The organism is Sphingobacterium sp. BIGb0165 (assembly GCF_024810095.1).
Classification (GTDB): domain Bacteria; phylum Bacteroidota; class Bacteroidia; order Sphingobacteriales; family Sphingobacteriaceae; genus Sphingobacterium; species Sphingobacterium detergens.
Genome location: NZ_JANUEB010000005.1, coordinates 362,924 through 376,596, shown reverse-complemented (window position 1 = coordinate 376,596; position 13,673 = coordinate 362,924). Strand labels below are relative to the sequence as shown.

8 protein-coding genes are annotated in these 13,673 nt (G+C 40.6%); 2 read left to right on the top strand and 6 right to left on the bottom strand.

Features of this window, described 5'->3' with window-relative positions:
• Positions 1-3: 3 nt before the first annotated feature.
• Entirely contained in the window at positions 4-1,515 is a 1,512-nt protein-coding gene (locus M2408_RS13490; RefSeq protein ID WP_259182614.1) for an ankyrin repeat domain-containing protein, read from the bottom strand.
• A 309-nt stretch (positions 1,516-1,824) separates the two neighbouring features.
• On the opposite strand from M2408_RS13490, the gene M2408_RS13485 reads away from it, so the two are divergent.
• Positions 1,825-2,772, top strand: a complete 948-nt coding sequence (locus tag M2408_RS13485; protein ID WP_259182613.1) for an alpha/beta fold hydrolase — start codon at positions 1,825-1,827, stop codon at positions 2,770-2,772.
• Here M2408_RS13485 and M2408_RS13480 read toward each other — a convergent pair.
• The 5 genes from M2408_RS13480 to M2408_RS13460 form a co-directional block, all read right to left on the bottom strand.
• Positions 2,764-3,825: an acyltransferase gene (locus M2408_RS13480; protein WP_259182612.1), complete on the bottom strand. Its 1,062-nt coding sequence runs from the start codon at positions 3,823-3,825 to the stop codon at positions 2,764-2,766. The two genes, M2408_RS13485 and M2408_RS13480, sit on opposite strands and share 9 nt — an antisense overlap.
• An 83-nt stretch (positions 3,826-3,908) precedes the next feature.
• On the bottom strand, positions 3,909-4,985 hold the full coding sequence (locus M2408_RS13475; RefSeq protein WP_259182610.1) for a family 43 glycosylhydrolase: 1,077 nt from the start codon (positions 4,983-4,985) through the stop codon (positions 3,909-3,911).
• Positions 4,986-5,102: 117 nt separating this feature from the next.
• A complete protein-coding gene (locus M2408_RS13470) occupies positions 5,103-6,947 on the bottom strand; it encodes a glycoside hydrolase family 2 protein (protein WP_259182609.1) in 1,845 nt (614 codons plus the stop codon).
• Positions 6,948-6,976: 29 nt separating this feature from the next.
• On the bottom strand, positions 6,977-9,022 hold the full coding sequence (locus M2408_RS13465) for a glycoside hydrolase family 127 protein (RefSeq protein WP_259182608.1): 2,046 nt from the start codon (positions 9,020-9,022) through the stop codon (positions 6,977-6,979).
• A gap of 158 nt (positions 9,023-9,180) precedes the next feature.
• Entirely contained in the window at positions 9,181-10,344 is a 1,164-nt protein-coding gene (locus M2408_RS13460) for an aldose epimerase family protein (RefSeq protein WP_259182607.1), read from the bottom strand.
• A 171-nt stretch (positions 10,345-10,515) separates the two neighbouring features.
• Between M2408_RS13460 and M2408_RS13455 the strand changes: the two genes are divergently transcribed.
• Positions 10,516-13,671: a two-component regulator propeller domain-containing protein gene (locus M2408_RS13455; protein WP_259182605.1), complete on the top strand. Its 3,156-nt coding sequence runs from the start codon at positions 10,516-10,518 to the stop codon at positions 13,669-13,671.
• Positions 13,672-13,673 lie beyond the last annotated feature (2 nt).

Below are 13,673 nucleotides of genomic sequence, written 5' to 3'. Positions count from 1 at the left end.
TTATTATTTTAAAAAGTCCAACTGTACATTTCCTTTTGACAAAAAGTCATTTTCTTTGGCCAAATCATATGCGGTTTCATCAAATTCGGTTTTCAGTTCTTTTTTTGCTCCCAAAGCGACCAATGTTTTCAATAATGAATCGTCTTTGGCAATCAAAGCTGCTTTATGTAGTGCAGTGGTTCCTTCTTTATCCTGTGCATTGATGTCTACCCCCAATTCGCTTGCTTTCTGGATCAAGTTTGAATTTTCCTTGGCTACAGCCAAGTGATAGAGTGTACTACCATTTTTCTGTGGTGCAACGACATCCAATCCTCCTGCTTTAAGTACACCTAATTTCTCTTTAAAATCATCTACCTGAGGGCTATTGGATTGCGTAGCCTGTTGTGGGCGTCCACCCTGCGGAGCTTCTCTAAAAGAATTAAACCAGTAAACAGCTAAGTTGTTGCCATCCTTGTCCAATAATTTGGTATCAGCACCGTTTTTAATCAAGAGTGCTACGACCTCAGCTGTACCATTACCCACTGCTTTGGTCAATGCGGATTCGCCTTTTTCATTCACAGCATTCACATTCTTTGCTTTGGAAAGTAGCAGTTCCACTAATTTTGCGTCTTTGCCATTCGCCGCAACCATAAGCGCTGTATTGCCTTCGTTGTCTGCTTTTGCAACATCAGCTCCCTTATTTAAAAAGTAATTGACCACCGTCATATCTGGGCGGCGTACAAGTGCATGTAATAAAGTCGCGCCGTCTTTATTAATAGCCTTAGGATCCAATTTCAGTTTCTCTACCAAATAGGTATAGGTCTCCAGTCCATTTGATGCTTGTCTAGATCCCTGTGTAGCAAAAAACAACGCATTGTTTGTCGGTTTTACACCACGGGCAATAAATTGTTCGACCAATGGCATGTTACCTAATTTCGCCGCATAATCCGTAACGACACGGCCGTATTCATCTTTATCTTGTATAGAAAGTCCCTTCTTGATAAAGTAATCTGTCAATGCAAGATCTTTATCAGCAGAAGCTGCCAGCATCATTAACGTGGCTCCACCTTCATATTTTTGTTTTGGGTCTACTCCAGCTTTAAATAAAGCATCATAAACAGCGGTATTGGTATTTCCTGTCGACGCAGCATAGGCGATGATCGGGTAGCCATGGCTATCTTGGTAGTTCACATCGGAACCTTTTGCAATTAGATAATCCACCAGTTCAGCATTACCACTTGAAGCAGCCCAATGCAGATAGCTCCGGCTATGATGGGTTTTCTTCGTCACACTGTTTCCTTCTTGTTCAATCATGAATTTGACAACATCTGTCGGAGCTCCATTTAGGATTGCCATCGTTACGGGATCAAAAGATGCCGCATTAGGTTGTGAAGGGCTATTCCCTTTTGTAATCTCCTCCTTAACTATGGCCAAAGTAGGTTTACCTTTCCAAAACTCACCATTCATCAATGAATTTGTCTGTGCTTGGGCATAAGATGCCGCTAAAAGTAAAGCTGCTAAAAGTGTCTTTTTCATTAGAACGTATTTTTTATTGATAATGAAGTCATCATGAACAATCGCTATTCCCGCTAGCTGTTTGTGAATATCGTATGGCTCTTGCTAACCTCAGCTGAATACAAATATTAAACCGAAGAACTAATCGCTTATTTAAATTAATTCTAAATTACTGCAAATCTAAAAAATATTCTGATACTAAAAAATTAATACCGGCTAAATTTGCTCATTATACACCTCTTTAGGATTTTTTTATCCAAACCCGACAAGCCCAACTTGCAAATCCAACGAAATTATCTTAGTTTACACTAACACTAAGGAAGCGACATAATGAATACGGTATCGTCCAATCTTTTTCCAATAAATTCTTTTGAAGGTAAACAAGGCCATAAACTCTTCTACAATATATTTGAACCTGTGAACCAAAAGGTATTAGCGACAATATTGATTGTTCATGGCATGCAGGAACATAGTGGCCGATATCAAATGCTTGCGAATCATCTGGCTGACCGTGGTTTTGCTGTACTCAGCTATGATCAGTTGGGCCACGGGAAAACGGCCGTTACTACAGATGAATTGGGGTATTTTCAACAATCTGATCCAGCAGAACAACTTGTGCAGGATGCATTAACAATGAGTGCCGTATTGCTACAGGGCTATCCCGATCAACCACATTTCATCTTGGGGCATTCAATGGGATCTTTTGTTACCCGTTGTGCCTTACAACAAGCAGGAGATCGTTTTAAAGGGGCAATAATCGTTGGAACGGGCGCGCGACAAAAAGGATCCACAGCTTTTCGGATGCTATTGGCTGTTCTCAATTCCTTTGCACCTAAAAAACGAAGCCAGTTGATTAACAGTATATTTGATCAGCGTAATAATGCGGGATTTAAAAATGAGCCAAATCAAAATAACAGCAACTGGCTGAGTGTTAACAAAGCGAATCGCATTGCTTTTATCGAGGATCCACTCTGTGGTGGTTTATTTACGAACAATGGCTTTTATACTGTATTGAGTTTATCGCTAAGCGCGACAGATAAAGAGCTGACAAAACGCATTCCGAAAGGTTTACCGCTATTATTTATTAGTGGACAAGATGACCCTATCGGAGACTTCGGGAAGGGAGTGGAAGATACTGCCGCCCAATTACGTCTACAGGGACAGACTGATATTACTGTAAAACTGTATGAAGGAATGCGTCACGAAATACTCAACGAAGATTGCAGGGAAGAAGTCTTCCAATTCATTGATCAATGGCTTGACGAGCATTTAAGCTAATCGTCGCCCAAAGTATCTGCGGATTGGTTCATCGACATATTTTAGCAGTAAATACGAAAAAATAATCAGTAACAGTGTCCCCAGTGTAATAATAAAGGACATTTGTTCTAAATTGGGCTGTTTGAGTTCGACATAACTCATAAATATCCAGATAAACGGATAATGAATGATGTAAAGTGGATAGGAAATCTCCCCAAAAAATCTACAACAGGCTTTAAATCTCCCTTTCAAGTCCTTTGCTCCTATCCCCAACAAAATTAACAACGGAAAATAAAAAATAACCAGAATTGGATCTATAATTTTCCCATAGGCTTCAGAAAAGGGAATAAAAAAGATGAGACCTAGTAAACCTATGATCAGCAAAGGAGGTAACTTGTTTATGATTACCCAATTTGATCTAAAAATAAGTAAACCCATCGAAAACGAAAACCATAAACGGATTCCACCAGCCCAGAAATTATCTGCACCAAAACCTACCGCCAAATAACCGGATTGAAATGCCACTATGCACAACGCTGAGGCAGACAAAATAACGAATCCCCAAAGTACTTTATTGGAAAGACGCACCAACAGGAGTCCATAAAGGAAATTTGCAATATATTCCCAAAAGAGGGTCCAGGTGGGTGGATTTAAATGAAATAGATTAAAATAACGTTCAGGCACTGCTGGATAAGGTATCAATGTGCCACCACTCAAAAACATTCCTAACTTTTGAAAGACTGAAAAAGATGCAGCAAGATCGCTAAAAGGATCATATACAAATGCCAGTAAGCCAATCAGGCTACCCATCACAACCAAGGGATGCAACCTGATCAAACGTAATGCAAAAAATCTTTTAAGACCAATGCGAAAAAGTTTATGATCATAGGCATAGGCGATCACAAAACCAGATAGGCAAAAGAAAAAATCAACGGCAAGGTAACTGCGCGGGATAAAACTATTCCGGTAATCTGGTTGAGCTATCTCCATAAAGTGAAATAAAACGACAGCTATTGCCGCGACTCCACGCATTCCATCCAGCAATTCGAAATGTTTTTTTGTTTGATTCAGCATGTATATTTTCCGAGGGAAACTGCAATGGAGACGAAGTCTTTGCCTAATTACAGTTAAAGGTTAAGCAACTATTATATTAAGATCTATTTAAATATGGGAGCCTCTTTGGCTATGACACTGCTTGTCTCGCCTTCAATCCTCGGCCAATCTTCCGTCCAGATTACCTTATCCAATAATAGCATGCGACGATTACCCCCTGAAGAAACGCGTGGTCGTTTAGGGTCCATGGCGTGATAAAGTAACCAATCATTGCCCTGATCATCGGTTATAATCCGGGAAGTATGCCCTGTCCCAACAAATTTATCATTCCCCTTCAGCAATAAGGTCCCGTTTCCCCTCTGGGCTAAATCACGACCTTCCCGATCCAAATAAGGTCCCATCAATTTTTTCGACCGACCAACGAGTACGTGGTAACTACTTTTTTCACCTTCGCAACAAGATCCCTTTGAGCCGATAAAGTAATAATAGCCTTTTCTTTTATGAATCACCACAGCTTCAAAATCACCCGCTGCAACTTTAAATTTCTTATTCAAATCTGGTACTTGCGTCCCATTGTTATCCAGAGATACTCCATAAGTTCCTTGTGTAGCGGCATCGCTAAAACTTCCCCAGAAGAGGTAGTTATGGTTCTTTTCCCTAAAAAAATAGGGATCTATCGAATTAGGCACATCGATCGATTTACTATCGAACAGTTTGCCCCGATCTATAAATGGCCCTTCGGGTTTATCCGCTACAGCTACTCCAATACCTGGATTAGGATCACCCCAGGTGGAGTACGCATAGTACACCACATATTTCCCATTCAATAATACCACATCAGGTGCCCAAATCCCACCTTCTGACTTCCAGTTTGGTTTGGCCGAGAATGCTGTCCCGATCCAGGTCCAATGTACCAAATCTTTGGATTGCAAAATAGACACTAGACGCTGCCCTTTGCCATCACCCCAGTTGTCCGCTGTTCCATAAGCATAAAATAATTTATTCTGCGGATTGCGTACTACTGTAGGATCCGCAAGTATTGGTTCAAAAACAGGATTTATATAGGTCGTCTTCTTTACGGACGTCCCTGTGGTCTGTACAGTTTGTGCACCCGAGCCTGAAGAACTTTTACAGGAGCTCAACAGGCACAGGTACAAAACTCCACTCCAATATTTTAGCATGGTTGACTGCAACATTTTATCATTTTCATTTTATCCTGATACTTCCACACATTGTATCCGGAAAATTATTTCTAAGCCGCTACAGTCTCCATTGATGGAGTCCAAGCATTGACTGACTTACTTCGTTGGCGCTTTATATAGGGCCTGATGGGCAGTATTTAATTCCGCTTCAGGCATTTTTACCACCTTACGATCATAGGTCATTAAACCATTGGTTTCCACCTCCACATCTGTCGTCTGTGTATAAACCGCAGCCGACAATCCCATTGGAATTAGTCGCGTCAGATCACGGATGAGTTGCTTATATCGTTCGAGAAGTTCGGTTTTATTTTTAAAGCTCTGGTAGCCCCAGTTATCCTTTTGCTGCCAGGAATGACCATCTATGGGCAGCCCCAGTCCACCAAATTCACCCAGTGCCAGCACCTGATTTGCACCAAATAATTTTGGATCCGGCATCGCTGCATCCGGGTAATTGTGTATATCCAGTATATGACCTGTTTCCATAAAATTACCACCACTGGCACTGTTTACCAATCGGGAAGGGTCATTGGCCATTGTCCATTCGGTAATCTCCTTTGTCTTAAACTGGCCCCAGGCTTCGTTAAAAGGTACCCAGATCACAATGCTCGGGTAATTGTGCAGTACGTCCATGATGGTCTTCCATTCTTTTCTGTAGTATCCTTCAGACTCCTGCGAACGCACTTTATCCCGATTTCCACCTGATATTTTTCCAGGTTGCATATCCCAATGATTTCCCCCCAGGTCACCACTTGGCATATCCTGCCACACAAGCATACCGATGCTATCACAATAGCGATACCAACGTGCAGGTTCAACTTTAATATGCTTACGGATCATATTGAAGCCCATTTCTTTTGTCTTGATCACATCAAATTTTAAAGCTTCATCTGTAGGAGCTGTGTGCAAGCCATCGGGCCACCAGCCCTGATCAAGTGGTCCATATTGAAAAGTAAACTTGTTGTTCAACAGCATGCGTTGTATCCCATTTTCGTCTTTCCCCATTGAGATCTTACGCATGGCAAAATAGCTTTTTGCCTGATCAATGACCTTACCCTTGCGAAGTAACTGAATTTCCAGATCATAAAGTTTTGGATTACCCGGTGACCAAGCCTCCAAATTTGGGACAGAAAGATCAAAGGCCGCATTTGGTTCCCCCACTTGTTCCTTAATGACCTGAGTTCCATCCAATGCACGAACTTTAATCTGATCACCGGCCTGACTCCCTTCCACTGCAGCCTGAAAGGCAAGTACACCTTCATCTAATCTCGGTGTTTGTTTTGTTCTCACAATGTAAGACTTTGGTACGCTTTCTAACCATACCGTTTGCCATATCCCTGTAACCGGTGTATACCAAATACCATTGGGACGGTTAACCTGTTTACCGCGTGGCTGCGGCCCATCATCGGTAGGATCCCATACACGAAGGGCAATTTCCTGCTTGGCTCCTTTTTTGAGATAAGAGGTCACATCCATCGTAAAAGGATCGAAACCACCTTCATGTCTTCCGACCAATTGATTATTTACATATACATCACATTGCCAGTCCACCGCGCCAAAATGGAGCAAAACATTGTTTTTATTGACAGACTTGTCCAAAGTAACCGTATTCGTATACCACAAGGCTTTATCCTTGCCAACTTCCTTACCTACCCCAGAAAGTGCCGATTCTATAGCATAAGGAACCAAAATACTTCCATCCCACTGCTGAGGAATTTCTTTTGTATTTACTGGGGTAATGGCATATTTCCATAAGCCGTTTAAATTTTGCCAGTTATTGGTTCTCACCAGTTGCGGTCTTGGGTATTCTGGATGAGGCTTCTGTGCTGTTACTTTTTCACCCCAAGGCGTCAGAATGTGTGAACCAACAGGTTTCCACTCCTGCGCAAAATTCAGTTGAGCAGCCATCATCAGACTGGCAAAAAATAAGGTTTTCTTCATCATAAAAATCGTTATGTCATTTATATCTTCAATTACTTTACTGTTGGAAACGCCGCGATACGTAAACGGGCGGCACCCATAGGAATCAGTTCAACCTCCTGTACCGCAGCTTGACTTGCTACAGGGCTCAATGGCAATACCCCTGTCAATCCATTTTCATCTATTTTCCAACCATCAATTTTTTTTGCTTTGACCATAATGGAAATGGGTACTGCATCTGCCTCAAATGGAAAAGCGTCTTTTGGCCAAGCCCGCTTGATCACCTTCAATTGATCCGGTGCTGTTAACTGATTTTGAACAAGACCATAATTCCAATCACTTGCCGGAAGGATCTCATAGGAAGGCCATTTTGTCGGATCAGCGGTTTCCTGCCATTTTGAGTCTCCAATAGCAGAAGCTTTACTATCCTTCTGCACATAATTCTCCTTGATCTTCAAAGCGTAGGTCAATGGTCCCCGTTGAATACTCACCGCATTTTTATTCGCTGTCCAGGTATTCAATACAATGGACATCGGCAGCGAAAGTTCGACCTGATCGTTATCTTTCCATTTTCGGTCAATCCGGATATACTTTGCTCCCGATTCAACGTTTTCTGTCTTTCCATTAATTTTGATCTGTGCCTGTTTTGCCCAAGCCGGAATCCGCAAGTAAAATGGAAAATCAATTGTCTTTCCATTTGTTCCGATGGCAAAGCGAATAGACTCTTCAAATGGGTAATTAGAGCTTTGTTGAATTCGGATCTTTTGATTATTTCCGACCTTAACATCCGCATTGGATGCTGCATATAATACCGCGGCAACACCATTATCGTTTGTTGCCATATAGAGATGCTCTGCGTAATACGGCCATCCCTGACTATGGTTGTGCTGGCAACAACGTGAACTAAAGGGATTCATCATCAAAAATGGACCATTGTTATCAATGCCCGGGGCATGATTATGGCTATCGCTAATGCTCATATTGGGGCTGGTGATATAACGTAGTGCCTTAAAATCTGCGGTTACGGCTGCGGGATATGTATTGAAGGCCACATCTTCAGCATGATCAGCCCAAAAAGGATCTCCTGTTATCCCTAGCAGGATCTCATTGGAAGCCATTTGTTCAACCATACCACAGGTTTCGACGCCCTGCCGTGGATCGGTATACCCTGGGCGGGCATTTTCATCAGCACCAAACATGCCTCCCGGCACCTGACCGAATACCTGCCTGACAAAGTGAAAATTAGCGTAGGTCGCCTCCAGGTCGTCGCTTGATTGGCTCTTAAGATAGTAGGTAGCCGGTTCCCTGAAACACTGTGCTATATTGACATTGTGCCAATTGGGTAAATCATTCTTTTGTCGCCAATTTGCTGTATTGCGATGGATTTTATCGGCCAAATCCATAAGCCATTCATTCCCTTGCGTCCTATTATAAAGCCAATAGACTGACAATAAATTGTCTCCACCACGACTGTTCTCCCAATAATCTTTTAGAAAAAAACTATCAGGTAAACTTGCCTGCCACTTAAAATAATTGGTCATTAAGGTCAGAACACGTTGATCAGCGCTATATTCGTAATAGGACTGCAAGCACCAAAGCATAATCATATTACCCCATAAATCCGGTTTATTATTGCGCAGCATCAGGGGGCCAAAGTAGCCATCCGGCCGTTGACTTTTAATCGCTGCTTCCAACCATATTTTTGATTCCGCTATTATTTTAGGATCTTTCAGAATATATCCTAGGTTTGCATAACCTTTCAACCAATAGGGAACTTCCTCCCATCCGTAGTCTCCTTTTCCATCCGAACTCAACCAGGCGTTGTTTTTTTTGGATAACCATGCGCTAATCTCACCCAAATGTCCCGTAAGGCCATTTTTCTGTAATTCCAAATATTTCCCCAACCAACCTTGAGGAACAATGCTGCCTACAGGCAGTTTCAGCAGCGCATTCTGTTTTAATGGTAAACGGTTATTAATATAGTTTAAATTCTTCCCTTCAACCGGTAGCTGATCCACAGCGATTACGGCATTGTTTTGCGCTGAACTTAGAAAACAAATTCCAATTAAATAAGATAATAGGCCTATTTTTTTTGTCATTATTGGCTTGATTAGTTTTATAACTGATTACCCAAAATTAAGTTTTAATCAATGAGTTGGATGATTGATTTTTCTCAAAACACTGCCTATTTGTATCAAAAGAAGAAAGCACATCTCTATCGAGATGTACTTCCAAAACCAATCATTATTAATATGTATTATTTTACCGAAAAACGATACAGGGATTTCGTTTGATAGACTTGTCCAGGACTTACAACTGTCGTTGGAAACTTGGGTTGATTTGGTGCATCTGGAAAATGCTGTGGTTCGAGACAGAAAGCTGTTCGGAATGAATCCTTTTTCCCGTTTTTCAACTGCACTTGCTCATTCATAAAATTGCCGCTATAAAATTGGATCCCCGGTTCATTCGTCAAGATATCCATAACAATACCGGATTTATCACCTACAACATGTGCGGCTTTATACCATTCACCCTCTTTGTCATTGTTCAATACAAAATTATGGTCATAACCTTTCCCATAACTGAGTTGCTGGTCATTGGTATTAATATCTTTTCCGATAGCCTTGGGCGCAGTAAAATCGAAAGGAGTTCCTTTCACTGCTATCAATTGGCCAGTAGGTATCAATGTACTGTCAACGGGCGTATATTGATTGGCAAACAATTGAAGTTGATGGTCTAGTATTGTACCACTACCCTCTCCATTCAGATTAAAGTAAGCGTGATTCGTTAAGTTAATAACTGTTTTTTTATCGGTTTCGGCACGGTAAGCAATCATCAATTCATTATTGTCATTCAGTGAATAGGTAACTTCCATCTGAATATTACCCGGAAACCCTTCCTGTCCATCCGGCAATGTATAGGCGAAAGTAAGGGATGACTGATCTGCCTTCTTTAAGATCCAATGCGCAAAATGTACGCCCTTAAAACCGCCATGCAATGTATTAGGCCCATTATTTACCGCCAATGTATAGCTCTTATCATCCAATTTAAATTTCCCTTTTGCGATCCGATTGCCAAAAGGCCCGACAATTGTTCCGAAAAATGGTTCTTTGGGGTTATTGTAATCACTGGCCTTCGCGAATCCCAAAACTACATCACACAATTTCCCCTTTTTATCGGGCACCCAAAGGCCTACCAGGCGTGCGCCATAATTTGTAAAATAGGCCTGTACACCATTCTTATTGGTTAATTCGTATAAATAGATTTTTTTCGCATCAATCGTTGTGCTAAATGATGAAGTGTCCATCAAGGCTGCGACAGTGTCGTTTGGGGTGGTTTTTGAACTATTCGTTTGTTGACAAGACAGGCAACAATAGCTAAGTATACCAGAAATACCCAGCAACATCAATTTTCCTTTCATTTGTTATGATTTAATAGTTTATAATCTTTATTGAATGACAAATGTGTTGTTTTCTATATTTTTTATAATTTTATTGGTTACAATACAAATACTAAAATCCTAATTTTTTTTATTTTTCTGGGATTAAATTGTTTCAATTTTGAGCTATTTTGTATCAATAACCAAATGATCATGATCAACCTAAAGCCGGTCCGTTTTCTATCTCTGTTGCTGCTGTTTCCTTTTCTGATCCAGGCACAACCCTATTACTTCAACCATTATCAGATTAATGAGGGGCTTTCAAACAATGCAGTGATCTGTAGTATGCAAGATAGCTATGGGTTTCTCTGGTTTGGCACGAAGGACGGCTTAAATCGCTTTGATGGAAATAGTTTCAAACATTTTGATGCCTCGGCTTCTGACAAGAATAGTTTAGGAGGCAATAATATCATCTCCTTGAAAGAGGATTTCAAAAAAAGAATCTGGATTGGTACCGATCAGGGGATCTATTGTTACAATCCCATCGACGAACAGTTTAAGTTATTAAGCAAACAGTTTGAGCATGCAGATGTACCCGTTATCATTACGGACCAAAGAAAAAGGATCTGGTTTATATCCAATGGGATGCTCTACTACCACAATCTGATCAACAATGAAATCAAACAGATTACCACATCTGATCTTTATATTACCGCTGTAAGCTGCACAAAAAATGGGACCATCTTCTATGGTACTCCAGAGGGTAAAATATTCCAGATCAATAGTTCGGATAAGCCCTCACTCCTATTGGATTTTCAGGTAAAATATGGTTCAAAAGATTGGTTCAGCATAGAAAAAATCACGGAGAACCGTAAGGGGGAACTCATGATCGGCACCTCTAAATCTGGCGTTTATGTTTACGATTTTAAGGAAAAAACTTTAAAATCTATGCTAGGTCCGGACCGACTTAAGCAATTTCTTTATGTCCGGGATATCCTCCAACCGAATGATACTGAATATTGGTTTGCGACCGAATCAGGGTTATTTATTTATCAAATTGCTGACCAGAGCTTTATCAATATTCAAAAAGAACAGGAAAATCCATGGGGTATTTCCGACAACGCTGTTTACAATATCCTGCAGGACAAAGATCAAGGAATCTGGATCGGTACTTACTTTGGTGGAGTCAACTACTATCACAAGAACAATAGTATTATCGAAAAGTTTTTACCTCAGGACAAACCCGGTAGCTTAAAAGGTTCTGTCGTACGTATCATTACCAAAGACCCGAAAGGCAAGGTCTGGATCGGAACCGAAAATGGTGGTTTATCCAGGCTAGATCCGAGGTCAGGACAGATTCAAAATTTCTCTGATAAAAAGGGAAATCTGGCGAACAATAATATCCATGGAATCCTCCCCTTTGACAATAAATTATTGGTCGGAACTTTCGTCAATGGCTTAGATATTTTCGATCCCATACAGGAAAAAGTTGTTTACCATATCGATCGAAATAGTTTCCCGAATCCCGAGTTACAGAGTAATTTTCTCTTTTACCTGTATAAAACTACGAAGGGAGAAATTTTAGCAGCTTCCACCCGAGGTTTGTATCGTTTTGATTTCGCCAATAAATCCTTTCATTTGATACGCAACGTTCCGGAATATATGTTTTATACGACCGTGCTTGAAGATAAACAGGGAAATATCTGGTTGGGTACCTGGCGAGATGGCTTATATTGTTATAATCCCAATAACGGAGATCTCAAGCATTATACGCATCAAAAGGACAATCCGAGTTCTCTTCCCAACAACCGTATCAATAGTTTATTTGAAGATTCTAAAAAACAGATCTGGATTGCCACAGAAGGTGGTATGGCGAAAAAAAATCCCACAGGTGAAGGTTTTGAAAAGATTGGTATAAAAGAAGGAATGCCCAGTAATGTGATCTTGGCCATTCTCGAAGACCAGCAAAACAATCTGTGGGTAAGCACTTCCAAAGGGCTCGTACGTTATCATTTATCGAATGGAAAAAAAAGGATTTTCAACCTGGAATCTGGCCTACCTTCCATTCAGTTTAATTACAATTCTGCATTTGACGATGGCTATGGTCATTTTTACTTTGGCACTATCAATGGTTTGATCCGTTTCGATCCAAAAAAACTCAATCAGATCAATTACAATACCCGGGTCCCGATCTATGTCACCAACCTTTACATCAATAACAAAGCAATCAATCAGTATACAGACCGACATATCCTTTCGAAATCCATTTTATTTACGGATAAGATTCAATTGAAACATGATGAATCATCCTTTAGTCTCGATGTGGCGGCACTTCATTATCAGGCCCCCCATTCTGTTCATTACAGCTATAAGATGGAAGGTCTTGATAACAATTGGGTTGATATCACCGGCAATCAACGGGTGTATTTCACTAAACTCGCACCGGGAAGTTATGTTTTTACCGTCAAAGCTGAAGATCCCAATGGAAATGTCATCCCCACTGCTGCAAGTCTTAAAATTGTTATTCTGCCACCTATTTGGGCAAGCATACCAGCCTATATCTGCTATGCGCTCATTCTCATTGGCCTGATTATATTTATTATTTATCATTTTAATGAAAAGATAAAACAACGTAACCGCCAACATTTGCTGACGGTGCAGAATCTTCGGGAACAGGAGCTCTATCGGGCGAAAATCAATTTTTATACGGATGTAGTGCATGAGATACGTACACCATTAACATTGATTAAAGCACCTTTGGAAAAACTCATGGACAAAGTCGAACACAATCCCGTAACAGATAAGCTGCTTTTGACAATGCAGAACAATACGGAAAAACTAATTGCACTCAGTAATGAGTTACTGGATTTTAGACAGGTCGAAACTGAAGGTTTTAAATTACATTTTGAGCTGGCAAATATTAGCCAGACAGTGCAAAAAATCAGCAACGATTTTGGTGTGACTATCCAATCGCAAGAAAAGAGTATGCAGGTTTTAATCACGCCTGACATCATTGGTTCCGTTGCGATAGATGCTTTTGAAAAGATCTGTTATAACTTGTTCAATAATGCCCTAAAATACTCGTCAAAGGTCATTGAAGTGAATTTAGAGGTGGATAAACAGAAAAATATTGCTATATTGACGGTGAAAAACGACGGTGCATTAATTCCTTCGGAGGAAAGGGAAAGAATTTTCGAACCATTCAATCGCTTAAAACAAAATAAGAACATTCCAGGCAGTGGTTTAGGCCTGGCGTTAACCAGGTCCCTGGTCTTAAAACATCAGGGTAGTTTAGTGTATGATGTTGAAAATTTTCAATGGAATGTATTCCGCCTAACTTTACCACTAAACCACAACTCAAACCAATAATT

What these genes read in the sequence shown, in the direction of transcription:
- M2408_RS13455 (WP_259182605.1), top strand. Translation starts at nt 10,516, where the DNA reads ATGATCAACCTAAAGCCGGTCCGTTTTCTATCTCTGTTGCTGCTGTTT.
- M2408_RS13465 (WP_259182608.1), bottom strand. Translation starts at nt 9,022, where the DNA reads ATGACAAAAAAAATAGGCCTATTATCTTATTTAATTGGAATTTGTTTT.
- M2408_RS13480 (WP_259182612.1), bottom strand. Translation starts at nt 3,825, where the DNA reads ATGCTGAATCAAACAAAAAAACATTTCGAATTGCTGGATGGAATGCGT.
- M2408_RS13485 (WP_259182613.1), top strand. Translation starts at nt 1,825, where the DNA reads ATGAATACGGTATCGTCCAATCTTTTTCCAATAAATTCTTTTGAAGGT.
- M2408_RS13490 (WP_259182614.1), bottom strand. Translation starts at nt 1,515, where the DNA reads ATGAAAAAGACACTTTTAGCAGCTTTACTTTTAGCGGCATCTTATGCC.
- M2408_RS13470 (WP_259182609.1), bottom strand. Translation starts at nt 6,947, where the DNA reads ATGATGAAGAAAACCTTATTTTTTGCCAGTCTGATGATGGCTGCTCAA.
- M2408_RS13460 (WP_259182607.1), bottom strand. Translation starts at nt 10,344, where the DNA reads ATGAAAGGAAAATTGATGTTGCTGGGTATTTCTGGTATACTTAGCTAT.
- M2408_RS13475 (WP_259182610.1), bottom strand. Translation starts at nt 4,985, where the DNA reads ATGCTAAAATATTGGAGTGGAGTTTTGTACCTGTGCCTGTTGAGCTCC.